Origin of the sequence: Bacillus sp. FSL R5-0659, assembly GCF_038008785.1 — a bacterium.
In the GTDB taxonomy this organism is placed as follows: Bacteria; Bacillota; Bacilli; order Bacillales; family Bacillaceae; genus Bacillus; species Bacillus safensis.
In genome coordinates this window covers 2,719,062-2,742,695 of the sequence record NZ_JBBOZU010000001.1, presented here as the reverse complement: position 1 = coordinate 2,742,695, position 23,634 = coordinate 2,719,062, and the positions used below count along the sequence as shown (strand labels likewise).

At 40.4% G+C, this 23,634-nt stretch carries 25 protein-coding genes and 3 pseudogenes; 23 read left to right on the top strand and 5 right to left on the bottom strand.

Features of this window, described 5'->3' with window-relative positions:
* Window positions 1-20 precede the first annotated feature (20 nt).
* Window positions 21-269, top strand: coding sequence for a hypothetical protein (locus NSQ72_RS14185; protein ID WP_039181054.1), 249 nt, complete (start codon window positions 21-23; stop codon window positions 267-269).
* A 21-nt stretch (window positions 270-290) separates the two neighbouring features.
* On the opposite strand, the gene NSQ72_RS14180 is transcribed toward NSQ72_RS14185, so the two are convergent.
* Entirely contained in the window at window positions 291-1,031 is a 741-nt protein-coding gene (locus NSQ72_RS14180; RefSeq protein WP_039181052.1) for a protein-glutamine gamma-glutamyltransferase, read from the bottom strand.
* A gap of 99 nt (window positions 1,032-1,130) precedes the next feature.
* Here NSQ72_RS14180 and NSQ72_RS19365 point away from each other — a divergent pair.
* From NSQ72_RS19365 to NSQ72_RS14155, 8 genes and pseudogenes are all read left to right on the top strand, one after another.
* A pseudogene (locus NSQ72_RS19365) lies at window positions 1,131-2,261 on the top strand (cache domain-containing protein); the annotation flags it as partial.
* The gene (locus NSQ72_RS19360) at window positions 2,253-3,203 is read left to right on the top strand and encodes a methyl-accepting chemotaxis protein (protein WP_369880190.1); all 951 of its coding nucleotides are present in this window, start codon (window positions 2,253-2,255) and stop codon (window positions 3,201-3,203) included. The pseudogene NSQ72_RS19365 and the gene NSQ72_RS19360, both read left to right, overlap by 9 nt.
* 125 nt (window positions 3,204-3,328) lie before the next feature.
* A pseudogene (locus NSQ72_RS19355) lies at window positions 3,329-4,375 on the top strand (HAMP domain-containing protein); the annotation flags it as partial.
* Window positions 4,370-5,320 carry a methyl-accepting chemotaxis protein gene (locus tag NSQ72_RS19350; protein WP_445213898.1) on the top strand — a complete coding sequence of 317 codons (951 nt, stop codon included), beginning with the start codon at window positions 4,370-4,372 and terminating at the stop codon, window positions 5,318-5,320. The pseudogene NSQ72_RS19355 and the gene NSQ72_RS19350, both read left to right, overlap by 6 nt.
* A 172-nt stretch (window positions 5,321-5,492) precedes the next feature.
* Window positions 5,493-6,530 (top strand): annotated as a pseudogene (locus NSQ72_RS19345) (HAMP domain-containing protein); the annotation flags it as partial.
* Entirely contained in the window at window positions 6,522-7,469 is a 948-nt protein-coding gene (locus tag NSQ72_RS19340) for a methyl-accepting chemotaxis protein (protein WP_369880186.1), read from the top strand. The pseudogene NSQ72_RS19345 and the gene NSQ72_RS19340, both read left to right, overlap by 9 nt.
* A gap of 164 nt (window positions 7,470-7,633) precedes the next feature.
* Window positions 7,634-9,622, top strand: coding sequence for a methyl-accepting chemotaxis protein TlpB (gene tlpB / locus NSQ72_RS14160; protein ID WP_058838059.1), 1,989 nt, complete (start codon window positions 7,634-7,636; stop codon window positions 9,620-9,622).
* A 90-nt stretch (window positions 9,623-9,712) separates the two neighbouring features.
* A complete protein-coding gene (locus NSQ72_RS14155; RefSeq protein WP_341084342.1) occupies window positions 9,713-10,237 on the top strand; it encodes a type 1 glutamine amidotransferase domain-containing protein in 525 nt (174 codons plus the stop codon).
* Window positions 10,238-10,310: 73 nt separating this feature from the next.
* Here the strand turns inward: NSQ72_RS14155 and NSQ72_RS14150 are convergent, their stop codons facing one another.
* Complete coding sequence (locus tag NSQ72_RS14150; RefSeq protein WP_064498113.1) at window positions 10,311-11,303, bottom strand: Gfo/Idh/MocA family oxidoreductase; 993 nt, start codon at window positions 11,301-11,303, stop codon at window positions 10,311-10,313.
* Between the two features lie 197 nt (window positions 11,304-11,500).
* On the opposite strand from NSQ72_RS14150, the gene NSQ72_RS14145 reads away from it, so the two are divergent.
* The 4 genes from NSQ72_RS14145 to NSQ72_RS14130 all read left to right on the top strand — a co-directional run bounded on the left by NSQ72_RS14145 (window position 11,501) and on the right by NSQ72_RS14130 (window position 14,707).
* Entirely contained in the window at window positions 11,501-11,893 is a 393-nt protein-coding gene (locus NSQ72_RS14145) for a DoxX family protein (RefSeq protein WP_341084339.1), read from the top strand.
* Between the two features lie 65 nt (window positions 11,894-11,958).
* The gene (locus NSQ72_RS14140; RefSeq protein ID WP_039181030.1) at window positions 11,959-13,101 is read left to right on the top strand and encodes an AI-2E family transporter; all 1,143 of its coding nucleotides are present in this window, start codon (window positions 11,959-11,961) and stop codon (window positions 13,099-13,101) included.
* A gap of 127 nt (window positions 13,102-13,228) precedes the next feature.
* The gene (locus NSQ72_RS14135) at window positions 13,229-14,062 is read left to right on the top strand and encodes an undecaprenyl-diphosphate phosphatase (protein WP_039183288.1); all 834 of its coding nucleotides are present in this window, start codon (window positions 13,229-13,231) and stop codon (window positions 14,060-14,062) included.
* 171 nt (window positions 14,063-14,233) lie between these two features.
* Window positions 14,234-14,707 (top strand): hypothetical protein, encoded by a 474-nt coding sequence (locus NSQ72_RS14130; protein WP_024423274.1) that lies wholly within the window; start codon window positions 14,234-14,236, stop codon window positions 14,705-14,707.
* A gap of 35 nt (window positions 14,708-14,742) precedes the next feature.
* On the opposite strand, the gene bioB is transcribed toward NSQ72_RS14130, so the two are convergent.
* The 3 genes from bioB to NSQ72_RS14115 all read right to left on the bottom strand — a co-directional run bounded on the left by bioB (window position 14,743) and on the right by NSQ72_RS14115 (window position 16,856).
* Complete coding sequence (gene bioB / locus NSQ72_RS14125) at window positions 14,743-15,738, bottom strand: biotin synthase BioB (protein ID WP_341084338.1); 996 nt, start codon at window positions 15,736-15,738, stop codon at window positions 14,743-14,745.
* 152 nt (window positions 15,739-15,890) lie between these two features.
* A complete protein-coding gene (locus tag NSQ72_RS14120; protein WP_039181025.1) occupies window positions 15,891-16,241 on the bottom strand; it encodes a hypothetical protein in 351 nt (116 codons plus the stop codon).
* 237 nt (window positions 16,242-16,478) lie between these two features.
* Window positions 16,479-16,856 carry a helix-turn-helix domain-containing protein gene (locus NSQ72_RS14115; protein WP_341084335.1) on the bottom strand — a complete coding sequence of 126 codons (378 nt, stop codon included), beginning with the start codon at window positions 16,854-16,856 and terminating at the stop codon, window positions 16,479-16,481.
* Window positions 16,857-17,015: 159 nt separating this feature from the next.
* On the opposite strand from NSQ72_RS14115, the gene NSQ72_RS14110 reads away from it, so the two are divergent.
* The 10 genes from NSQ72_RS14110 (at window position 17,016) to NSQ72_RS14065 (ending at window position 23,633) form a co-directional block, all read left to right on the top strand.
* Entirely contained in the window at window positions 17,016-17,279 is a 264-nt protein-coding gene (locus NSQ72_RS14110) for a helix-turn-helix transcriptional regulator (RefSeq protein ID WP_341084333.1), read from the top strand.
* Window positions 17,276-17,428, top strand: a complete 153-nt coding sequence (locus tag NSQ72_RS14105; RefSeq protein ID WP_181286102.1) for a hypothetical protein — start codon at window positions 17,276-17,278, stop codon at window positions 17,426-17,428. The genes NSQ72_RS14110 and NSQ72_RS14105 overlap by 4 nt, the downstream gene beginning before the upstream one ends.
* Window positions 17,406-17,645 carry a hypothetical protein gene (locus tag NSQ72_RS14100; protein ID WP_107163135.1) on the top strand — a complete coding sequence of 80 codons (240 nt, stop codon included), beginning with the start codon at window positions 17,406-17,408 and terminating at the stop codon, window positions 17,643-17,645. The genes NSQ72_RS14105 and NSQ72_RS14100 overlap by 23 nt, the downstream gene beginning before the upstream one ends.
* Window positions 17,646-17,695: 50 nt before the next feature.
* On the top strand, window positions 17,696-18,097 hold the full coding sequence (locus tag NSQ72_RS14095) for a hypothetical protein (RefSeq protein WP_059375845.1): 402 nt from the start codon (window positions 17,696-17,698) through the stop codon (window positions 18,095-18,097).
* A gap of 50 nt (window positions 18,098-18,147) precedes the next feature.
* Window positions 18,148-18,300, top strand: coding sequence for an XtrA/YqaO family protein (locus NSQ72_RS14090; protein WP_371412189.1), 153 nt, complete (start codon window positions 18,148-18,150; stop codon window positions 18,298-18,300).
* A 127-nt stretch (window positions 18,301-18,427) separates the two neighbouring features.
* Window positions 18,428-18,946 (top strand): sigma-70 family RNA polymerase sigma factor, encoded by a 519-nt coding sequence (locus NSQ72_RS14085; protein ID WP_039181011.1) that lies wholly within the window; start codon window positions 18,428-18,430, stop codon window positions 18,944-18,946.
* Between the two features lie 151 nt (window positions 18,947-19,097).
* The gene (gene terS, locus NSQ72_RS14080; RefSeq protein WP_024423266.1) at window positions 19,098-19,742 is read left to right on the top strand and encodes a phage terminase small subunit; all 645 of its coding nucleotides are present in this window, start codon (window positions 19,098-19,100) and stop codon (window positions 19,740-19,742) included.
* An 8-nt stretch (window positions 19,743-19,750) separates the two neighbouring features.
* Window positions 19,751-21,052: a PBSX family phage terminase large subunit gene (locus tag NSQ72_RS14075; protein ID WP_180272438.1), complete on the top strand. Its 1,302-nt coding sequence runs from the start codon at window positions 19,751-19,753 to the stop codon at window positions 21,050-21,052.
* Window positions 21,049-22,506, top strand: coding sequence for a phage portal protein (locus NSQ72_RS14070; RefSeq protein ID WP_039181005.1), 1,458 nt, complete (start codon window positions 21,049-21,051; stop codon window positions 22,504-22,506). Before NSQ72_RS14075 ends, NSQ72_RS14070 begins: the two co-directional genes overlap by 4 nt.
* 38 nt (window positions 22,507-22,544) lie before the next feature.
* A complete protein-coding gene (locus NSQ72_RS14065; protein ID WP_341084330.1) occupies window positions 22,545-23,633 on the top strand; it encodes an XkdF-like putative serine protease domain-containing protein in 1,089 nt (362 codons plus the stop codon).
* Window position 23,634: the final 1 nt, after the last annotated feature.

Sequence of the window (23,634 nt, the reverse complement as noted above, 5' to 3'; positions counted from 1 at the left end):
ATGACGGGTGGTGTGACAGGATGGACATCTTAAAACATTCCTACCGAAAAAAAGGTCAGATTGAATTTTGGTTTGATGATTTTCCTCATTCTCCTGCCGTCCTTACGCCCATTCGTCATTACTATTTTGTTCGATACGTGAAATGGAGTCGGCACGATCCACCGGTCACAAGAAAAGATTTAGAAGAAATGGAAATCCTTGCGAACACGTTGCTTGGCACACTCCAAAATTATCGTAAACGCAAGGCATACAAAAGCCCCTTGTCATAACCAATAGACAAGAGGCTTTTTTTAGCTGCCAAACATTTGCCTGAGATAAATCACATCCATCCGAGTAGTCTGAGGTAATAAATAAGCGGATTGAACTGCTCCTGGCCGTCTTCTCTTATTCAGTTTGTCGATAATTTCTGCTGCTGTTAAAATTCCAAGCCCATGACCGTAATATTGATCTTCTCCTAAGTAAATCACATTTTCCCCGCGCCATTGCGACTGCTGATAGCTAAACTCTGGATTTTCGAAATATAAACAATCCCCATAGATAAAATCATTTCCGCGCTCTGTATAAATTGACAAAGTATCATAGTGCCAGTCATACAGTGTTAAACTGCGAAGTCTTCGATTAAACTTCTCCTCGCCTACTGTTTGCAAGACTCCCATATAAAACACAATGACAATCGCCGTTGCACATTCAAATGCATATTTTGAACCATTTTCAAAAATGTCTTTAATGCCTCTAGATGGCTCCACTTGATAGCGCAGCTCTAATGCTCCTGCTTCCGATACACGCCAAAACGCATCATTTGCACGCGATCTTTGAAAGATGGCAAATGAGGCACCGCTTTTATTCAAATCTCTTGCAGCATTCATAATGTTTGATCTTAAAGTGACCTCAAATAACAAATCAGATGCTTGCCTATAGCGGAACGTACCATTCGAGGCCTGTAACTGCATCAAAATGATCCGCTTTTGTCCTTCTAGCTGAAACGATGCCAGCTGCTCATTAGTCACTGGCTGTCCTGAAAGGATAATCATATGAAAAGCGCCCCCTTTAGTATTAGCGTATGCAGGGTGCTTGGGCAAGGAATCAATTTGTGAAAATAAACAAAAAGTCATCCTTTTTATTTGAAAAACATGAAAATAATATCAAGCCGTCCGATATATAAAATAACGTTTAAAAGGAGGAAAAACATGAAAAGTGTCATAAAATGGTTGAAAAAACCATCGATTTCTAAAAGATTGATTATTTCATTCACACTTGTTCTCGTCTTGCCCATTATTACACTCAGTACGATTTCATATCAGATTGCCAAAGAAGAACTAGATCATGAAATCATGTACGGAGCAAATGCAAGAGTCAATGAACTGAATGACATGATCGAGCAAAAGCTTTCGAATAAGGAAAAAGCGGTGAAACTCTTTGCTGAAACATCTACTGCTGCAGACTTTAAAAAGAAAAACCAGGACGAACTGTATGAGCATTTTGAGATATACAGCAAAATCAATGAAGATGATGTAGTAGGTTTTTATGCAGCAAGTAAAAATCGTGATTTCATTCAGTTTCCTAAAGTAGACATACCAAAAGGCTATGATCCAACAACACGTGATTGGTATCAACTAGCGATGCAGGATGAAAAAGGTGAGCCTGTTGTCTCCAATCCATACATTTCTGCCACAACAAACGGAAAGGGCTCTTCCAAAACAAACGGCATGGTTGTCACGATTGCTCAGCGACTGAAGGATGGGTCGGGAGTCATCGGAATCGATATTGATGTGCAAGACATTGTAAATAAAATAAAAGATATTAAAATTGGACGAGAAGGATATCCAATTATTGCAAATAAAAACAAACAAATTGTAGCCCATCCAGAAGAAAAATCAGGATCTAAGGTCACAGAAAATATTTCATCTATCCTTTACAGCGGCAAAGAAGGAACATCAACTTATGAGAATAAAGGAGAACAAAAGCGCCTCGTTTTTGTAACAAATGATTTAACAGGTTGGAAAATTGCTGGAACGATGTTTGTCTCAGAAACAGAAGAAGCAGCACAGCCAGTTTGGAATTCTGCCATTATTCTTTTAATTTCTTCATTTATCCTTGGTGGTGTCGCTATCTTCTTCATCGTTCGCTCGATCACAATTGGACTGAGAAGGCTTGTTGATTTCTCAGAAAAAGTGAGTGAAGGGGATTTAACAGAAACCCTCGAAACGAAATCGAAGGATGAAATAGGAGATCTCACAAGAAGTTTCAGCAAGATGAGTGAATCTCTTCGTGACGTCATTCGTGCTGTACAGCAATCTGTCGACAATGTGGCTTCGGCTTCAGAGGAGCTGACGGCAAGTGCCAGTCAAACGAGTCAAGCAACAGAGCATATCACGATGTCGATTGAACAATTTTCAAATGGAAATGAAGCACAAAACGAGAAAGTAGAATCTAGTACGAATCAGCTTGTGGCAATGAACGAAGGATTACAAGATATGTCACAAACCTCATCTGAAGTAGCTGCTGTCTCACTTCAATCAACAGAGGCGGCTGGTCAAGGCGGGCGAATTGTTGAAAGCACAGCGAGCCAAATGAAACATATTGATACATCCGTACAAGAAGCAGAACAGGTCATGAAAGAATTAGAATACAAGTCTAAAGATATTACGAGTATTTTAAATGTCATTAACGGCATTGCGGATCAAACAAACTTACTTGCGCTTAATGCAGCAATCGAAGCAGCAAGAGCAGGTGAATCAGGACGCGGCTTCTCCGTCGTTGCCGAAGAAGTGCGAAAACTAGCTGTCCAATCCGCAGATTCAGCGAAAGAAATTGAGAAGCTTATCCAAGAAATTGTGTTAGAAATTGCTAAATCTCAAGATATGTTCAAAGCAGTCAATCGAGAAGTAAACGCAGGGCTCGGTATGACAGAAGAAGCTAAAGAAAGCTTCCAGCACATTTATGAGGCGGCAGAAGGAATGTCGAAAAAACTGTCACAATTAAACGATACAGCCATTGACCTATCGAGCGGTTCAAAGCTTGTTTCACAAGCGATGCAGGAGATGCGCCAAGTCTCAAGAGAAAGCGCAGCAAACATTCAGGACATTGCGGCTTCAGCAGAAGAGCAGCTAGCATCTATGGAAGAAATCACGTCTTCTTCTGTAACACTTGCCAACATGGCAGAGGAGCTAAAAGAGCTCACAAGTCAATTTAAAATTAATTAAATAATGATGAAAAAATATCCAGAATTGTCTGGGTATTTTTTTTATTTTTAAACGTCATTTCCAGTCTCTAAAAATACACCTTTCATCCGATATTAACTTTAGAGAAGTAAAGGGGGAAAGTTAAAATGGGAAAAATGATCCAATGGTTCAAAAAACCATCCATTTCAAAAAAATTAATCATTGCCTTCTTGGTAGTTCTTATCCTGCCGACCGTGGCACTGACAATTAGTGCGTTTTTTACATCAAAGACAGAGCTAGACAAACAGATTATGGGCAGTGCGATGAGTCAGGTCAATGCATTTGATACCTTAATCAATGAGAATATTGGAAACAAATCAGATGCTGTGACACTGTTCTCAGATTCACTCAAAGCGTCTAATCTTCAAGAAAAAAATAGAAATGCGACCATTAAAGAATTACAGCAATTTGGAAAAATTAACGAAAAAGATGTTTCTGCGATCTATGCAGGCTCTGAAAAGGGATTGTTTATGCAATACCCAGTTCAAAAGATGCCGGATGGCTACGATCCAAGAGAGCGTCCTTGGTATCAAGAGGCATTGAAAGAAGAAAACGGCAAACAAGTCATCACAAAACCATATGTAGCAGCATCCACAGGCAAAATGGTGATCACAATTGCCCAAAAAACGAAAGATGGTTCAGGTGTCATTGGTCTTGATATGGAAATTGACAGCCTGCTCCAAAAACTAAAAGAAATCAAAATTGGGCAAAAAGGCTATGCTTTCATGATGGAGAAAGATCAAACGGTTTTAGCAGATCCAACCCAAAAGTCAGGAAGTCAGGTCAATGAAAATCTGGCCAGTATTATTTATAAAAACAAAGAAGGAAGCGGCAGCTATACCCTCAAAGGAACAGATAAAAAGGTTGCATATGTCACCAATGAATTAACCGGCTGGAAAATTGGTGGAACGATGCTCGTATCTGAAGTAGAAGAAGCGGCAAAGCCCGTTTTCAATACTGCCATTATCGTATTCAGTGTCACACTCATTGTAGCAGGAACCCTTATTTTCTTTATCGTCCGCTCTATTTCAAAAAGATTATCCAATCTTGCCCGTTTCTCGAAAAAAGTCAGCGATGGTGATTTGCGCGATAAGCTTCAGATCCAGTCAGATGACGAAATTGGACAAGTTGGGAAAGGCTTTAATACGATGATTGATTCATTGAGATCCCTCATTGGAGCCGTTCAAACTTCAGTCGAAAATGTCGCATCTTCATCAGAAGAACTGACTGCCAGTGCAGGACAGACAAGTAAAGCAACTGAGCATATTACACTAGCCATTGAACAATTCTCCAGCGGAAATGAAAGCCAAAATGATAAAGTCGAATTGAGCTCAGTCGAGTTAGAGGAAATGAACCGTGGTCTTCAAAATATGAATGAATCGGCTGAGTCTATTACGGCTTCATCGATCAAATCAACAGATATCGCAGGAGAAGGCGGAAAGCTTGTTGAAAAAACGGCTTCTCAAATGAATGTCATTGATCAGTCCGTGAAAAAAGCAGAGAACGTCATCAGGGCGCTTGAAAATAAATCTAAAAACATTACCCAAATTCTCGGTGTCATCAATGGAATTGCCGATCAAACGAATCTACTTGCACTAAATGCAGCAATTGAGGCAGCAAGAGCTGGTGAATCTGGCAGAGGATTCTCCGTTGTAGCAGAAGAAGTAAGAAAACTTGCGGTTCAATCTGCTAACTCGGCAAAAGAAATTGAGAATTTGATCAATGAAATCGTGCAAGACATCGACGTATCCCAGGAAGTATTCACTGCGGTGAATCGAGAAGTTCAATCAGGCCTAAGCTTCACTGAACAAACGAAAGTAAGCTTCCACAATATTTTCGACATGACAAAAGAAATTTCTAACCAGCTTCAAACAATGAATCAAACCGTTGTCCAGCTTTCAAAAGGCTCTGCACATGTGTCAGAGGCTGTTCGTGAGATCGCAGACGTATCACGTGAAAGCTCAGCAAATATTCAAGACATTGCTGCTTCAGCAGAAGAACAACTGGCATCAATGGAAGAAATCAGCTCATCCTCTGCCACACTCTCTTCGATGGCAGAAGAATTACGCGATTTAATTAGCAAGTTTAAAGTTGAATAGACATGAAGAAAAGAGCCTCCAACTAGAGGCTCTTTTTATTTATTGAATAAAAAGAAATAGGTAATTGTACTTATTTTTTGGTTTTTTTGAACATTATTCCTTGAAAAATAATTCATATTACCTAAGAATAGAAGAGAAAGACCACAAATCATAAATCAAAAGGAGTAGAGTTATGAAAAAAATCAACTTTTTTAAGCACTTTACGATGTCGAAGAAATTAATTACTGCATTTTTAGCGATTCTCCTAGTGCCAATTCTCGTATTGGCCGCATTTTCTTATGAAGTGGCATCAAAGTCTCTCAATGATGAGATTATGTCTAGCGCTGCAAATGGTGTTCAACAATTAAATGAACTCATTAATAAAGATATACAGCCTAAAATTGACATTGTTTCATACTTATCCAAATCGGTCAAAAAGAGTGAATTGGCTGCTAAAAACAAAGATTTACTCAAAGTGAAATTAGAGCAATTATCGGAAACAGATGACGATGTAGTAGAAGTATTTGTTGCAGATCAAAATGGTAAACTAACTGAATATTCCGAGATACACAAAGATAATGCAAAGAGCGCAAAAAATGAACCATGGTTTCAGCAATCGATGGGAGATAAGAAACTCATTATTTCAGATCCTTTTACAAGTAAGTCATCTGATGACCTGATCATCACAATATCAGAACAATTAGCAGATGGATCTGGTGTGATCGGGGTAAATGTACGATTAAATACGGTTATAAAAGATACAAACAGCATCAAAATTGGCCAAGAAGGCTATGCGTTTATCGCCACCTCAGATCAGCGTTATGTTGCCCATAAAACCGATAAGGCTGGGACAAAGCTGACTGGTGACTTTATCTCGAAATTGTATGATAAAAAACAAGGCAGCTTTGAATATGAATACAATGGCCAGCCGAAGCAAATGTTTTTTGATACAAATGAAGCAACAGGCTGGAAGCTTGCTGGAACGATGTATGTGAATGAAGTAAAAAAAGCCGCTCAGCCAGTGCTCGACTTAACAATGATCATCCTTGCGGCTGCGATTGTCATTGGCGGAATCGCGGTTTATTTTATTATTAAATCGATTCGAAAGCCACTGATAGAGCTCTCTGAATCGGCTGAGAAAATCAGTCAAGGTGATTTGACCCAGCATATTGAAGTTCGTACGCACGATGAAATAGGTAAACTTGCGCAAAGCTTTAACGACATGTCAGCAAAGCTGAAACAAGTCATTCAAGCTGTTCAAAATTCGATTGAAAATGTGGCTGCTTCGTCTGAAGAATTAACGGCAAGTGCAGGACAGACAGCTCAAGCGACCGAGCATATCACATCCTCTATTGAACAGTTCTCAAACAGCACTGAACATCAAAATGATATGATCGAAAAAAGCTCAGTTCAGTTAAACGAAATGGATCGCAGCCTATCGCATATGGTCGACACGACCTCTCATATGATGGAATCGTCGATCGAATCGAGCAAAACCGCTCAGGCTGGAGGAGAACTCGTTCAAAAAACAGCAGGTCAAATGCAAACCATTGAGCAGGCAGTAAAAGAAGCAGAGCTTGTCATTGCAGGTTTAGAGCAGAAATCAAAGGATATTACAAATATTCTGGGGGTCATCAACGGTATTGCGGATCAAACGAATCTCCTTGCTTTAAATGCTGCGATCGAAGCTGCACGAGCAGGTGAAGCTGGCAGAGGCTTCTCTGTTGTCGCAGAAGAAGTCCGCAAGCTGGCAGAGCAGTCAGGAAGCTCTTCAAAAGAAATTGAAAGCCTGACGAACGAAATTGTGGAGGAAATAGAAAAATCGCAGAAAATGTTTAAACAAGTAGCAGGGGAAGTACAGTCTGGATTAAACATTACAGATGAAACAAAAGTGAGCTTTGAGAAAATCACTGATAAAACATCAGAAATGACAGAACAAATGAAACAAATGAACGGATCAGCCAAAGAGCTATCACATGGCTCAAATGATATTTCTCATGCGGTGAATCAAATCAAAGAGCTCTCAAGAGAAAGCTCAGCAGGCTTCCAAGATATCGCAGCTTCAGCAGAAGAGCAGCTTGCATCTATGGAAGAGATCAGTTCTTCCTCTGCCACTTTATCTCAGATGGCAGAAGAACTAAGAGAGCTCATTAAACAATTTAAAATGTAAGAGAGTAGCGAAACACCTGACGCCAAAACGTCAGGTGTTTTTCCATTCAATGCATATAAATTGGGTAATTTGGACTTATTTAGACTTTAATAAGTTAAAAAAGTAAAGAACCTAGTAGTACTTCCGATATATATACTATCTTACTAAAAGGAGTTTTCTTTTTTATGAAATTCATACAGTATTTCAGAAAGCCATCTATATCAAAAAAGCTCGTATTCTCTTTCTTATTTATTCTTTTATGCCCAATCATCGTATTGGCATTCTCTTCATATCATACGGCAAGCACCTCCTTAAATGATCAAATTATGCAAAGCGCAAAGGAAAATGTAGAGCAGCTAGATAAAAATATTACGAAGGTTGTAAAAGTGAAAACAGACGCAGCCGATTTCTTTAGCAAATGGATCACGGAGAAAAAGCTCAAGCAAAAAGGCACGACCGATATTCAAGGACGCTTTGAGCAGTTCATGAGTATGAATGATGACACAGAAGGTATTTTTGTCGCTTCAAGTGACGGCAAAGTGTTTTCAAGATATCCTAATCAAAAAATGCCTGCCGATTATGTCGCAACTGAGCGGGATTGGTATAAAGACGGCTGGGCGAAAAACGGTGAGCTGTCTATTTCAGCTCCATATGCAACGGCATCAACCGGTACGCTGGTGGTAACGATTTCTAAAAAACTAGAGGATGGATCAGGCGTCATCGCGATGAACCTAGACATTGCGAATCTAGTAAAAGAGTCCAATAGCATTAACATTGGGAAACAAGGCTATGCCTTTATTGGAAGTCCGGACCGCACATATGTGGCACATCCAAAGAAAAAAGCAGGAACGAAATTATCTGGTGAATGGTTAGAAAAAATGTACTCACAAGATAACGGATCTATGAGTTATATGTTTGAAGGGAAAGAAAAGCAAATGGAGTTCACGACAAACAAGGCGACTGGCTGGAAGATTGTCGGGACGATGTTTGTCAGTGAAGTAGAAGAAGCTGCACAGCCAGTTTTTAATATGGCCGCCATCATTTTAGCCGGCGCGCTTATCATTGGCGGGATTCTGATCTTCTTTATCATCCGTTCCATTACAAAACCACTTTCCACTCTTGTCTCTTCTTCGAAGAAGATCAGTCAGGGAGATTTGACAGAAAAAATTGATGTCCACTCAAAAGATGAAATTGGACAGCTTGGCACAAGCTTTAATGAAATGAGTGAGTCTCTAAGAGATGTCATTCAAGCTGTACAAACATCTGTTGAGAATGTCGCTTCATCATCTGAAGAACTGACGGCAAGTGCAGGTCAAACAACAAAAGCAACCGAACATATTACATCGTCTATTGAAACATTCTCAAACGGCAATGAAAATCAAAGCGAAATGGTGGAGCAAAGCGCAGTTCATTTAAAACAAATGAATGAAGGACTGAACGAAGTTGCTGAAACGTCTGATGTCATCACAGCGTCATCTGTTCAATCAAAAACAGTCGCAGAAACAGGCGGCCAGCTTGTGGAGCAAACTGTCGGCCAAATGAAGACGATTGACCATTCAGTGAAAGAAGCTGAAGGCGTGATTAACGGACTCGAGCATAAATCAAAAGATATCACAAACATCCTAGGCGTGATTAACGGCATAGCGGATCAAACGAATTTACTTGCACTAAATGCCGCTATTGAAGCAGCACGCGCAGGCGAGTCAGGCAGAGGCTTCTCTGTTGTTGCGGAAGAAGTGCGTAAACTAGCGGTTCAATCATCAGATTCAGCAAAAGAGATTGAAAAGCTTGTGAATGAAATCGTCTCTGAAATTGAAACATCTCAAAATATGTTCAAAGCAGTGAATGAAGAAGTAAAGAACGGTCTTACTATTACAGATCAAACGAAAGAAAGCTTCTCACAAATAAATGAGCAAACAGCGGAAATTGCAGCAAGAATGAATGAAATGAATACAACAGTGCGCGAGCTGTCGAAAGGTTCTGAGCAAATTTCTAAAGCAGTGAATGAAATTGCAGATGTATCAAGAGAGAGTTCAGCAAGTATCCAAGATATCGCAGCTTCAGCAGAAGAACAGCTTGCTTCGATGGAGGAGATTAGTTCTTCATCCACGACTCTTTCCCAAATGGCAGAAGAATTACGCGATTTAATTAAAAAATTCAAGATCAGCGAATAAGGTCAAGTGGTTCTCCTCGAGGGGAACCGCTTTTCTTTTTAAGAGGACATCTCGTACAATAGAGGAAATCGAAAGAAGAGGAGAGATAGAATGCGTTTATTAGATAAGAAGGTCATTGCGTTTGTCAGTGATGATTTTGAAGATTTAGAGCTGTGGTATCCAGTTCTGCGTTTAAGAGAAGAAGGGGCGACTGTCCATCTTGTAGGTGAAAAAGCAAATCATGAGTACATCGGGAAGTATGGTGTGCCGGCGGTATCTGATGCAGATTTTTATTCCATTCAAGCTGATGATTATGATGCTGTGCTTGTCCCTGGCGGATGGGCGCCTGATAAACTGCGCCGTTATCCAAAAGTATTAGACATCGTCCGTACATTTGATGCGAAGGCAAAACCAATCGGACAGATTTGCCATGCCGGCTGGGTGCTGATTTCAGCAGGAATCCTGAAAGGCAGACAAGTGACAAGTACACCTGGTATTAAAGATGATATGACAAATGCCGGTGCGGACTGGTTCGATGAGGCGGTCGTCACAGATGGTCACCTCATCTCCAGCAGACGTCCGCCGGACCTTCCGCCGTATGTGAAAGCATTTGCGGATGTGTTAGCGGCAAAATAAGCGACTGACACGAAACGTAAAAAACAAAGGGCGAACCAAAAAATAATTCGCCCTTTGTTCATCATTTTATGCCCTATACATTTTGTCTGTCGGCAGGATACATCACGCCCATTTGTCTTCTTGCTTCGTCCATGACGGACATGGTTTGAACAGATAAAGCAAATGTATTGACCGGAGACTGCCCCATTCCCTGCTGAATGCACTCAATAAAATGATTGATTTCATAAGACATAGCTGGCTGATCATCTTTGAGCGAGATGTCAGTTTGATGTCCGTCACGATGATGTATCGTGATTCGTGAAGGCCGGTGGAATTGATCAATCACCATCGTGGCATCCTCGCCTTGAATTTCAGCGGATAAATGAGACGTTGAAATTTTAGAATGAAAAAGAAGTGCTTGATGCCCGTCATACTGTAAAAGGACTGAACCATTTCCATCCACACCAGAAGAAAGCTTATAGCCTCTCGCGGTGATTTGATTCGGCAGACCAAATAAGGATATGACTGGGTAAACGAGGTACACCCCGATATCCATTAACGAACCATTGGATAACTCCGGTTTAAAGGCATTTGGAAGCTCGCCGTTTCGATAGGCATCGTATCTTGAGGAATATTTACAGTAATGCGCGACCACTTGCCTGATAGGTCCAAGCTGATCAAGGTGCTGTTTGATTTGCAGAAAGTTTGGCAGAAATGTCGTTTTCATCGCTTCCATCAAACACACTTGATGTTTTTTTGCTGCGGCAATCATTTCTTCCACTTCTTTTCGATGAGAGGCGAATGGTTTTTCGCATAAAACATGCTTTTGATGCTCCATCATCAACATAGCTTGCTCTTTATGAAGGGCATTTGGACTCGCAATATACACGGCATCGAACGTATCACTTTCCGCCATTTGTTGTAAGTTCGTAAATACCGTCTCAATCCCGTATTTTTCGGCAAAGGCCTGTCCTTTTTCAGCGGATCGTGAATAGACGGCTGTACATGTAAAGTCAGCGATTCCTTCACCAGCTTGTAAGAACCGATCTGTAATCCAGTTCGTTCCGATGACAGCAAATCGAATCATGTGATTCCCTCCTTCTGCTTTCCTCTGATTATACATGCTTTGAAAGCGTTTGTATGAAAGAATATTCTTTTTATTGAAAAGCGGATGAAACCTTTATATAGGCTGATGCGTCTTACATAAAGGATATAAATGTACGAAAAGTGGGTAGTTTCTTCCTTCTTCGGGTAATACTCAGGATAGAAGGGAGAGGAGGAAACATGAAGCGCGTCCTGCATATAGGAAGTACATACACCTTTGCGCTTTTATTCATAGTTGCTGGTATTTTTCATGTAATAGAGCCGGGCGGCTTTGCTCGCATGATGCCAAGCTGGCCATTTCCATATGTAATGGTCTATGTGACTGCATGTCTTGAATGGCTGCTGGTCGTGCTGCTGCTTTTGCCGAATTCTAGGATTGCAGCGGCAAAATTCATTGCTGTCTATCTTGTACTCATTTTCCCGGCAAACTTATTTGCTGCACGTGAGGGAATACCATTTCCAGGTCAAGAAAATACAGAACAAGCTTTGCTATGGATAAGACTTATTGGACAGCCGATTCTCATTATATGGGCGATGTCTATTGCAAAATGGGAAAAAAAGCTGAAACAATGATCACCATATCATGATCAAGTAGTGTACAATTTACTCATAAAATAGCCCGTGTTTGGAGGAACGATATGAATTCTATGCAAATGTGGAGCAGTCGATTTAGAAAATTTTTTCTTGATAACAAGTTTGTTCTCTTTTTACTCGTCCTGCTATTAATCGGATTGAATATCCTTGTTTTCATGAAAACATCATTTATTTTCACACCGCTCATTGTACTCGTCAAAACCATTGCCTTACCGATTATTTTAACGGGGGTTGTGTATTATTTATTAAATCCAATTGTCAACTTGTTAGAGAAAGCAAGAATCAAGCGGATCTATTCCATTTTGCTTTTATATCTTGTCATTATTGGGATTATTACAGTGACCATCGTGTCTATTATTCCTTTTTTACAAGCTCAAACCATGAGTCTATTTCATAATCTTCCGAAATACGTCGATACAGTAGAAGAACAAATTAGACAATTAACGGGAAGTAACTTTATTAATCAAGTGCAAAAAACGATGAACTTTAATGTGTCTGAATTGGTAAGTAAAGCATCTAGTCAAGCGACGAAGATTTTGGAAAGCACCTTTACCGGTGTAGGAACATTCTTAGGGGCGCTCACAGAAGTTATCATCTCGATCGTGACGGTGCCGTTCATTCTGTTTTATCTATTAAAAGACGGCAAAAAGCTGCCTGACTATTTCTTGAAATTCATTCCAAATAAAATGAGAGAACATACACATATCGTGCTTCACGAAATGAACCACCGGCTGAGCTCGTATATTCGCGGACAGATTATTGTCAGCTTCTGTATCGGTGTTCTTCTGTTAATCGGTTATATGATCATTGGACTTGACTATGCGTTGCTGCTTGCTATCATTGCGGCATGTACAAGCGTAGTACCTTACCTTGGTCCAACAATTGCGATTACACCAGCGATTGTGATTGCACTTGTGACGTCACCAGTGATGCTTTTAAAACTCATTATTGTCTGGACAGTGGTTCAGCTCATTGAAGGTAAATTTATTTCGCCTCAGGTGATGGGGAAAAACCTTCATATTCACCCAATTACGATTATTTTTGTTCTATTAACAGCTGGTAAATTGTTCAGCGTCATCGGCATCATTGTCGCTATTCCGACGTATGCCGTTCTGAAGGTTATCACAACCCACCTGTTTGATTGGTTTAAAATGCGGTCCAATTTGTATAAAGAAGAAAAGGTTTGATGTCATAATCTTTTTTTGAAAAAAATATAGTATCATAAAGACGAGCTTTCGATAAAGGAAGCTTGTCTTTATGTGGACATAGATGTTTGGCGTGTTCAAAAGATCAGAATTGAAAGGAAAGAAAATCATGAATCTATGGGATTTATTCGTGGCACTGGTTTTAGGAATTGTCGAAGGATTAACAGAGTACGCACCTGTTTCATCTACAGGTCACATGATCATTGTCGATGATCTTTGGCTAAAATCAAAGGAAATTATTACGCCAGAAGCGGCTAATACATTTAAAGTCGTGATTCAGTTAGGCTCTATTTTAGCTGTCATGATCGTGTTTAAAGATCGTATTTTAAACTTATTGGGCTTAAAGAAAAATATCACCGAAGAACAAAAGCGCAGCGGGCATAAGCTGACCATCGCCCAAATTGCTGTTGGACTTGTTCCAGCCGTCATTTTAGGATTCTTATTTGAAGATTATATTGATAAATACTTATTTGACGTCAGAACGGTCGCTGTCGGTTTGATTTTAGGGGCAGTGCTGATGCTTGTCGCTGACTGGATCAATAAACGGAAAACAGAAACAAGCTCTGTCGATAACATGACGTACAGACAGGCGCTTTATATTGGACTGTTTCAATGTTTGGCATTATGGCCAGGCTTCTCGCGCTCAGGTTCGACGATCGCAGGCGGGGTTATTCTTGGTTTGAATCACCGTGCTGCGGCAGACTTTACATTTATCATGGCGATGCCAATTATGGCGGGAGCAAGCCTGTTAACCCTTGTGAAAAATGCTGAATATTTAACAACAGACATGCTGCCATTCTTTATCGTCGGCTTTGTGAGTGCGTTTGTTGTGGCTCTCTTTGTTGTTCGATTCTTCCTAAAACTGATCAATAAAATCAAACTGGTGCCTTTTGCGATATACCGAATTATCCTAGGTGTGATTTTATTTATCCTGTTCATGTAATATGTAAACTACTCTTTATAAAAGAGTAGTTTTTTTGTTATTTCGCCTAATTAAACAGTAAAAACACCCTCTTAATTGGTAGAATAAGAATTTTTTTTCATAAATTAGTGTTTAAGAGACAGAGAAAGGGGTAGTACATAAACATACCAATTAAAGGAGGAGTTAGAAAATATGAGAAAAACAAGTAAAATGTTTGTTGGTTCTGTCATCGCCACGTCAATGATTGCTGCCCCTCTATCTCTTACGACTTTTGGTCAAACGGCTGAAGCTGCTACAACAACAGGTGTTGATGGAAGTGTCTCAATTGATCCAGTAGCCATTGCCGATAAAATTGAACAAGCAGTAAAATCATCTCAAAATCGTGATGGATTCGTAAAAAACGCGGCATACAGTGCGTTCTATGAAGCAGGTCAAAACTACAACGTAGTTGTCCAAAACTTAAGCCAAGATCACGACTTTAGCGGTCTGAACAATGTTGTCTACTATGATAGTGTTGAATATGACGGTATTACGTTTGGTATTTGGGTATTTGAAGATGGTACGTTTGTCAACAATGGTGACGGTGGATATATTAACTGGACGTTTGTTGGCAGCTTTGACCGAGAAGATGGAAGCGGAACTGTCGATTTTCATAAAAGATTCTAATCTTAGAAGTCTGCCGGTGAATCGGCAGACTTTTTTTATAACGCACATTCTTCTATTTCAAACCCTAAATCTTCAATGATGTGATGATCCGTTTGAACTTGCTGGCCTTTTGTTGTTAAATAATCACCAACGAAAATCGAATTTGCCGCATAAAGTGCGAGTGGCTGGAGTGTTCGTAAATTAAACTCTCTGCCTCCGGATACCCGAATTTCCTTTGTTGGATTGACAAATCTCATCATTGCCAGCACTTTCAATGCTTTGATCGGATGTGTCCGTTCTTGATGCTCAAGCGGTGTTCCTTCAATGGCATGAAGAAAGTTGACTGGAATTGAATCCGCATCAAGTGCTCTAAGCGCAAAAGCCATTTCAACGATTTGCTGATTGGTTTCACCCATTCCAATAATGACCCCTGAGCAAGGTGACATGCCAGACTGTTTGACCTGCTCAATGGTCGACACGCGGTCATCGTATGTATGAGTTGTCGTAATGTGATCATGATGATCGTGATGTGTATTGATATTGTGATTATACCGATGAACACCCGCTTCCTTCAGCCGCTTCGCTTTGTCTTCATTTAATAACCCAAGACAGGCACACACCTTCAAAGGCATCGTTTCAGTGATTTCCTTTACTGCTGCTGTAACTTCATCTAATTCCCTATGAGAAGGCGCTCTCCCGCTTGCCACAATACAATAAGTCCCGGCTTTTCTTTTGAGAGCCTCACGCGCCCCTGCCACAATGGTTTTTTGATCAAGCATTGTATATCTTTCAACCGGTGCTTTTGAAATCATCGACTGTGAACAATATCCACAGTTCTCAGGGCAGTATCCACTTTTTGCGTTGAAAATCATATTTAATTTCACCTTTTTTTGAAAAAAATGAAATCGTACTTGATAGGCTGCATGCATAATAGGTAACAAATCACTATCGTCAGCTTCAAGAATGTCTAAAGCCTCTTGCACCGTAATCGGTTCATTTTTCATGGCCTTCTCCGCTATCGCTTCCCAAGATAAAGACAGTTGCTCTTTCATCATTAATGCCTCCCTTATTATGTTAACTTATTTTTATTAAAAGTTAACATAATGGGGAGGTGTTGGCAATCACGAATCAAATGAAACCAACTTTAAACATCAAAAGGCGATGACTCCATGTCATCGCCTTCAGATATGTAAAGCTAGATTGCTTATCGAACCGTAATATAGTTAATGACAAGCTCGCCTTGTGAATTATAGTAAGAAACGGTTACTGAACCGCGTTGTACGGCACGAATCCAAGTGAAGTTTGGAGCCGTTTGATCTAATTGAATCGCATACGTTGCACCCGACACAGAAATTTGGCTTGCTGGAAGAGAGACGGCGATTGAAGAACCTACAGAAAGCGTACGGTTCACTGTAATTACTTTATTCATAATAGGAGCTTTTGCTATGACTGGTTCTTTTGGCTGTGCAGCTGCATGAGCACCTTCAGTTTGGGAGAACGTAAGAGCACCTAAAGCAGCTAAAGACAATGTACAGACTTTCATGAATTTTTTCATCGGTAACACTCCTTTTTTTGGTATATACATATATTAATATTAATAGAATTATATGTCAATTTAAATGTGTGAAAAAAGAGTAATTATGGTGAAAATTGTCACATATTATGTCGGGAAAGACATATATTTAAAAAAACACATGATTTTTTATTCATATGCTCTTTCTTTTTTAAGGGAAAAAAGAGGTATAAAAAAAGCTGGGTTCATCCCAGCAACGTAAAGCAGATGAAAGAGTGATTAATGGTCGTCTCGCTGTTTTGGCTGACGGCCTTTTTGCTTCTCTTTCTCTCTAATGTAGTTAATAAAATCGATGGTTTGTCTTCGTGCTTCTTCGGAAAAATCTGAGGCGGCTTTAAACGCAATTTGCAAATCAGGATCGTCTGCAAGATCGTCATCGTGTCTGTCTTTGTCCTTACCTGTGAGAAGATAATCGGTTGAGACCCCATATAACTCAGCAATTTTCACAATCATTTCACCGTCGGGCTTTCTCAAGCCATATTCCCAGTTTGCATAAGTGGACATCGCCTTTAATCCGAGTTTTTTAGCAACTGTTGACTTGCTCCATCCATGCTTCTCTCTTAATTCAGTTAAAATCTTCCCAGTCAAATTATCCATCAGAAACACCTTTTTTCATGTTATGAGTAAATTTTATCATGAATTACACGGAAAAGATAAATAAATACACAAAAAGAATAAAAATATGGTTGACTTACTCGTTTTGTGTATATTATCATAATGAATATAATTTACACATATTGAGTAAGAGGTGGAAAGATGAAACTTGAAAATTTACGAGAAGAGCGCATATTGCAAGGAAAAACACAAACCTATATGGCGAAAAAATTAGGTTATAAGTACACAAGCGGCTATGCGAATATAGAGATGGGCAGAACGAAGCCAAGCTTAGAAATAGCAAAGCATATTGCAGATCTGCTGAATACCGGTGTTCAAGAGCTTTTTTTTGGTCAAAAGTTACACAAAAAGAGTAATTCTCTAGAAGGAGATCAGTTCTTAGAAAAGGGGAGACGAGCAGAATGAATATTGAACATCCAATGGTGACACAGATGAGTGACTTTGGTTATCCAAAAAGCTACTGGTCATATGACATGAAACGATATGGATACCAAACAGAAATTGAGGACAGTTTGGAGGGATCTGAAGAAGATGAGACATCAGTTGATGTTTGATGCTAGAAAAGAAGCGCAGCTTTGTTTAGACCAAGCTGGCGGCTGGATCGCCTTTTATCAACAGAAACCGATGTTTGTTTTTGCCACAGCAGAAGAGAAAGAGACATATATGACCCTCCTGAAAGCTAAGTCGATGACAAAAAAGGAGGAATCAGGGCGACGTGAAACGATGGAAGCAAATCATGACATTTTTGAAATGCTTGCTCAAAGCGAGTAAAAACGAACAAGACATCCGCCAGTGGGCAGAGGATGACGGGAGATCATAACATGGTCATCCATTTAATCATTGAACATGAACATTTGTTAACAAAAGAGACATTGATGAAAAGAATACGATCAGCTGCAAAAGTACAATGCCCGCAAAAATTAGAAGGCGCACTATCACTTGAAATTCGTTTATTTGATCACATGCCGCTTAACATTGCTGACTGCCAAAAAAAGCGTACATACGCAGAAAAAGGGTTGATACGCCCGATACACGTCAGCATCTTACAGCCAAGTCTACAGCATATTCAAGAAGCACTTCATTCTATAGCTGATCAAGTCCCTCTGCAGATTGTCGATTTAAGAGTTTCCCAGTTTTATAGTATGTGTGAAAGAGTTGAAATCATTATCAATACGGTAGGTAGTGGCACGAGGCCATCACCAAAAAAGGAGACAAGCATATGAACGAGCCAAAACAACTATTCATTCAAGATAACCAAACATTTGTCGGTGAGATGGAAAAAGGAAAAATTCAAGTCATCGTGTTAGATGGAAATGTAGGAACGGCTTATCAAATGGATGTACCTGAACATGGAAAAACCATTATTCAAACGGCAAAAGGTCATTTTGCAAGAGTAGATCACGAGATTGGTTTTAAAATCAGCTAACTGACTAAACACATCAAATCATAATACGTCCAAGACGGAAAGCCTGCGGACACTGATCAAGACCCTGTTAAAAGGGGACCTGATTGGTGTCCGTTTTTTATTTTCTTAAAAAAGGGAGAGAGCGAATATGCAAGATTTACTCATTGAATATAAAAGAGCCTTAAAGAATGCTAGAAAACAATATGAACCATTTAAAGAAAAAGAAGAACATCAGCTGTCCGTTCAAGACAAGCATGATAAAAAAATGATCGCCAGTATGGTGAGCGATCTAGAATACGTAGTAGAATGGCTACAAATCGGAAGAGAGCCAGGTGCGCGCAGAGGGTTAGACAGACGTTCAGTCTATCAGCGAACCATTCTTGCAAATCCAGAAGTGTTAGAGGCTTTATCACATGAATATACCCTTATTCAAGAGAAAGAAAGAGAAGTCAGTGAGAGAGACAAAAAACGAATTGATGAAGCTTTGTCTGTTTTAACAGATCGAGAAAAGGATGTATTCTTTATGCACACAACACAAGGATTATCGTTTAGCGAGATTGCGGTCATGCTGGATGTCAAAAAAGGAACTGTGCAAAAACATATGGAAAGAGCGCGGACGAAGATGTCCAAAAAAGTACAAGAACGCCTATTCAGAGCTGCTGAATAGGCGTTTTTTCTATCCAAAATAAATCAGCTAAAGCTTGTCTTACAGTTGCCACCTATAGTTAGAAAGACCAAACGAATGTTTGCTAGCCCTACACAAATGATTCCTTCAAAGGGAATCATTCGAATTAAAAGGAGGCGGCAGGTGAATGTAAATGAAAGATAAACGGATAGAGGCCAAGCAGGATTATATGAAGGGGATGACGTACCAGCAAATTGCTGATCATTACAATGTCTCGATCCATACCGTCAAATCGTGGAAAAGGCGATACGGATGGCAAAGACAAAAAACTTCGTCAAAGCAAGCACACTCAATCTTCAATCAATTTCTTTCAGATGAAACGATTGAAATCATGGAGAAAATGGATGGACGCACATCGCTTGATTTAATCTGGGATCAAATTCAAATTCAATATGCAGCCATTATTCGGGCGCAGCGAATCATGTATGTAGCAGATCAAGAGGACATGATCAAAGAGTTGAAAAAGGCGGCATACATGCCTTCTTCATTAGAAGAAACAGGAGAAGGCATTCAGCCAGAACTAGACATCACCTCAGAAGAATATTCGTTTCAATTTTCATGGGATCGGCATGCGACGTTTCTAAATGCACAATCCCGTGCAATGGGTGAACTCAGGCGTTTAATAAAACAGTTTGAAGAGCTCGCACATGCGAAGGATGAACGAAGATTAAGGCTGAAACAAATTGAACTGACGATCGAAAAAACAAAAAAAGCAGTGCGTGAAGAAAAAGAGGAAGATCTTCAAATCATGATCAAGCGAAAAGAGGACGACTCATGACGCCATTGATTGAAAAAGAAGTCAATCCTCACTTTGAACACTTTCTATTCGATTGGAATCAAAAGTTTCAATTTTTAGTTGGAGGCTATGGCTCCTCTAAAAGCTATCACATTGCTTTAAAGCTCGTCTTAAAGCTGCTGGAAGAAAAGCGGACAGCACTTGTCATTCGAGACGTGTATGATACGCACCGCGAATCAACCTTTTCTTTATTACAAGAGATCGTCAGCGACCTCGGCATCGACCATGTGGTGAAGTGCCGAAGTTCGCCGCTTGCACTGACGTTTCGAAACGGCAGCAGCATCTTATTTAAAGGGCTGGACAAACCTGAAAAATTGAAATCAATCAACAACATCTCGATCATTTGGATTGAGGAATGTTCAGAGGTTTCTTATGAAGGATTTAAAGAGCTGCTTGGAAGGCTAAGGCATCCATCCTTACCGCTTTATATGATGTTATCGACCAATCCTGTTGGTCAGGATAATTGGACGTATAGACATTTTTTTCGAGATGAACAGCTGAAGCGTTTTGTTTTAGATGATGAAACCTTATACAAAAAGCGAACCGTTGTTATCAAGGATACGTATTACCATCACTCCACGGCAGAAGATAATCTATTCCTTCCTAAAAGCTACGTGAAGCAGCTGGATGAGCTGAAAGAGTATGATCCAGACCTCTATCGCATTGCGAGGAAGGGATATTTCGGGATCAATGGCACAAAGGTTTTTCCTCAGTTTGAGGTGAGAAGCCATTCTGATGTATTAGAAGCCATTCAGCAGATTGACAGACCGCTGAAACGAGCAGGCATGGATTTTGGATTTGTTGAATCATACAATGCGCTCATTCGGCTAGCTGTCGATCATGAAAAAAAGTACTTATATATTTATTGGGAATATTACGACCGCGGGAAAACAGATGATGAAACAGCCCTTGACTTGAAAGAGTTCATTGAATCAAAAGAACTGATTAAAGCCGATGCAGCCGAACCTAAAACCATTCACTATTTTCGGCAGCGCGGCTTTCAAATGGTGGCGGCACATAAGTTCCAAGGCTCACGTTTACAGTATACAAAAAAGATCAAACGGTTTAAGAAAATTATTTGTTCTGATGCATGTCCATATACCATCTATGAACTTCAATCACTAACCTATAAGGCAGATAAGGATGGACGTCTAGAGGAAGATGAATTTCAAATCGATCCACACACATTATCAGCCATCTGGTATGCGCTGGATGATTATGAAGTGACAGATTTGAAACAGACTGCCTCGGAGCGTGTCCGTCCAAACAGAGAGAGGAGGTCCATACAATGAAACAATTGAAAGCAACCATTATGAAGGCAAACATGTCTGATCATACAAAACAAATGTATGCAGATGAATTTTCCTACGAAAAGGATGACATTGTTCCCCCGCCTTACAATATTAATGAATTAAAAAGTATGGCAGAATATTCAACCATTCTTCAGCAATGTATTGATGCGTATAAGACCAATATTTTAGGCTTTGGTTTTGGTGTAGAATATGCCTTTGACTTTAATGCAGAAGGCGTGAAACCGGCAAAAAAGAAGGCAGCAGAGAAGGAATGGACAAGACTTGAAGAGTTTACGAAATACATGAACTATGATGAGTCTGCTGATGTGGTGCTTGGCTATGTCATCGAAGACCGGGAGAAAACAGGGAATGGTTTTTTAGAAGTTCTCCGAGATGGCCAGGGAAAGCCGGCAGGAATCGAGTATTTAGATGCGCTCCATATCCGCATTTGCAAGCTGAGTGAGCCAGTCGACGTCGAGTTTCGGTATACAGAAAACGGCGAATTGAAAACAATGAATCGAAAGAAGCGATTCCGTAAATATGTGCAGGTGATCAATGAAAAGAAAGTCTTCTTCAAGGAGTATGGTGATCCCCGCATTTTACATTGTGAAACAGGCAAATACGATGACACCACCCCAGAGCCGCTGCGTGCAACAGAAGTGATTCATTTTAAAATCGGCAGTGGAACGTATGGGATTCCCCGCTGGATTGGCAACATCGTCAATATGTATGGGGCACGCAAGGCAGAAGAACTGAACTACCTTTATTTTAAACAAGGGCGGCACGTACCTGGTGCCATCATTGTCGAAAATGGAATGCTGTCTGAGTCATCCTATCAGCAGCTTCAAGATTATATGGACGATATTGAAGGCTCTGATCATGCACATAAGTTTCTATTGCTTGAAGTCGAAGGTCTCCCGACGGAAAAAGGGTTAACTGGAGAAGAAGATGTTTCAAATGTCAAAGTGAATTTCAAATCCTTAGCAGAGATCTTGCAAGAAGATGCACTCTTTTTAGAATACGATGAAAAAACAAGAAACAAAATCCGCTCTGCTTTTCGACTGCCGCCTATTTATACAGGTGAGTCTCAAGACTATAACAAAGCGACAGCCGATACGGCGCGGAAAACAACAGAAGAACAGGTATTTCAGCCTGAACGGCACCTCATCACAGGGAAACTCAATACCCTTTTCCTGCCGGATCTTGATATTTGGCATGTCCGTTTCCTATTAAATGGTCCTGACTTTAGAGACCCATTAGAGATTGCCAAGGTTCTGACACCATTTATTCAGGCTGGGGCAGTGTCACCAAACGATTTGCGAGATCTGGCGGGACGTATCCTTGGGAAAACGTTAGAGGAATGGCCGGAGGATCTCTATCACAGACCTTTAGAAAGCCGCATGACATCAGCTGAACAACAGCCTCAACGAGAGCCAGATCAGTTGAAAGAATAAACCGAAGCGCGTGCGCTTTTTTGAAAGGGGGTGAACATATGCCAAGAGAATTAAAAAACGCAAAAATTACGCATGTTTCCTACGTGGACAGAGCCGCAAACAAAAAGAAATTCTTTTTGATGAAGGCAAAGAAAAGCCAGCCTGACTTTCAAAAAGAGGTGAGTGTGCTGACAAAGGCAGAAGATGCTCATCGCCTTGTGTATGGTGTCGTGTATGAACCGAATACACCTGATGCACACCAAGACTTTATGTCTGCCAAAGAAATTGAAAGAGCAGCACATGGTTTTATGCAAGATGCCCGCCACATTGACAAGCAGCATGATTTTCAACATGGTGTTGGAGAAGTGGTTGAATCATACATTGCACCAGCTGATTTTGAAGTAGGCGGTGAGCTGATTCGAAAAGGATCTTGGGTGCTTGTAACAAAGGCTTCTCAAGAGATTTGGGATCAAATTCAGAAAGGCCACATTACAGGATATTCAATGGCAGGAACGGCGGACATCGTAGCAATTGAAGAACAAGATCAGCTCCTATCTCAAAGCACGAATGAGAGAGGGCTTTTTTCTTTGCTGAAAAATTTCTTTTTGAAAGAGGAAGGTGCAAACATGTCACAACAATTTTGGAGCGTTTTAGACCACCTGCTGGAAACCTTACAGTCAAGTGATGGTGATGAGGCGGGTGTAAGATCAGCGCTTGAGCAATTGCTGCCAATCGTGCAGGAGATTTTGAAGACAGAAGATGTGCTTCAAACGATTGGTGAAAGGCCAGCCTCCGTACAAAAACAAGACGCCGCTTTGACGACGGAGCAAGTACGAGAGCTTGAAAAAGCAAAAATGGCCATCGAAAACGTCTTACAGCATGCTGAACAGCAGGAAACAGATCAAACTGGGGAAGAACCTGTCCAAAAGGTGCTTGAGCAAGCCGTAGCACCAATTCGTCATCAGCTTTCTTCTTTAGAGAAATCAGCCAGCAGAGAAAAAGCTGCGCTTGAGCAAGTGCTTCAGCAGCAGCTTTTGCCTATTTCAGAGCGAATTCACAAGCTTGAAAAAGCGCGCGGCATGTCAAAACAAACAATCCACGATACACAAAACGACAGTACAAAGCCCATATGGGATGGCTTACTATAAG

Coding starts and splice junctions, on each gene's coding strand:
- NSQ72_RS14185 (WP_039181054.1), top strand. CDS start 21: ATGGACATCTTAAAACATTCCTACCGAAAAAAAGGTCAGATTGAATTT.
- NSQ72_RS14180 (WP_039181052.1), bottom strand. CDS start 1,031: ATGATTATCCTTTCAGGACAGCCAGTGACTAATGAGCAGCTGGCATCG.
- NSQ72_RS19360 (WP_369880190.1), top strand. CDS start 2,253: ATGAGTGAATCTCTTCGTGACGTCATTCGTGCTGTACAGCAATCTGTC.
- NSQ72_RS19350 (WP_445213898.1), top strand. CDS start 4,370: ATGATTGATTCATTGAGATCCCTCATTGGAGCCGTTCAAACTTCAGTC.
- NSQ72_RS19340 (WP_369880186.1), top strand. CDS start 6,522: ATGTCAGCAAAGCTGAAACAAGTCATTCAAGCTGTTCAAAATTCGATT.
- tlpB (WP_058838059.1), top strand. CDS start 7,634: ATGAAATTCATACAGTATTTCAGAAAGCCATCTATATCAAAAAAGCTC.
- NSQ72_RS14155 (WP_341084342.1), top strand. CDS start 9,713: ATGCGTTTATTAGATAAGAAGGTCATTGCGTTTGTCAGTGATGATTTT.
- NSQ72_RS14150 (WP_064498113.1), bottom strand. CDS start 11,303: ATGATTCGATTTGCTGTCATCGGAACGAACTGGATTACAGATCGGTTC.
- NSQ72_RS14145 (WP_341084339.1), top strand. CDS start 11,501: ATGAAGCGCGTCCTGCATATAGGAAGTACATACACCTTTGCGCTTTTA.
- NSQ72_RS14140 (WP_039181030.1), top strand. CDS start 11,959: ATGAATTCTATGCAAATGTGGAGCAGTCGATTTAGAAAATTTTTTCTT.
- NSQ72_RS14135 (WP_039183288.1), top strand. CDS start 13,229: ATGAATCTATGGGATTTATTCGTGGCACTGGTTTTAGGAATTGTCGAA.
- NSQ72_RS14130 (WP_024423274.1), top strand. CDS start 14,234: ATGAGAAAAACAAGTAAAATGTTTGTTGGTTCTGTCATCGCCACGTCA.
- bioB (WP_341084338.1), bottom strand. CDS start 15,738: ATGAAAGAGCAACTGTCTTTATCTTGGGAAGCGATAGCGGAGAAGGCC.
- NSQ72_RS14120 (WP_039181025.1), bottom strand. CDS start 16,241: ATGAAAAAATTCATGAAAGTCTGTACATTGTCTTTAGCTGCTTTAGGT.
- NSQ72_RS14115 (WP_341084335.1), bottom strand. CDS start 16,856: ATGGATAATTTGACTGGGAAGATTTTAACTGAATTAAGAGAGAAGCAT.
- NSQ72_RS14110 (WP_341084333.1), top strand. CDS start 17,016: ATGAAACTTGAAAATTTACGAGAAGAGCGCATATTGCAAGGAAAAACA.
- NSQ72_RS14105 (WP_181286102.1), top strand. CDS start 17,276: ATGAATATTGAACATCCAATGGTGACACAGATGAGTGACTTTGGTTAT.
- NSQ72_RS14100 (WP_107163135.1), top strand. CDS start 17,406: ATGAGACATCAGTTGATGTTTGATGCTAGAAAAGAAGCGCAGCTTTGT.
- NSQ72_RS14095 (WP_059375845.1), top strand. CDS start 17,696: ATGGTCATCCATTTAATCATTGAACATGAACATTTGTTAACAAAAGAG.
- NSQ72_RS14090 (WP_371412189.1), top strand. CDS start 18,148: ATGGAAAAAGGAAAAATTCAAGTCATCGTGTTAGATGGAAATGTAGGA.
- NSQ72_RS14085 (WP_039181011.1), top strand. CDS start 18,428: ATGCAAGATTTACTCATTGAATATAAAAGAGCCTTAAAGAATGCTAGA.
- terS (WP_024423266.1), top strand. CDS start 19,098: ATGAAAGATAAACGGATAGAGGCCAAGCAGGATTATATGAAGGGGATG.
- NSQ72_RS14070 (WP_039181005.1), top strand. CDS start 21,049: ATGAAACAATTGAAAGCAACCATTATGAAGGCAAACATGTCTGATCAT.
- NSQ72_RS14065 (WP_341084330.1), top strand. CDS start 22,545: ATGCCAAGAGAATTAAAAAACGCAAAAATTACGCATGTTTCCTACGTG.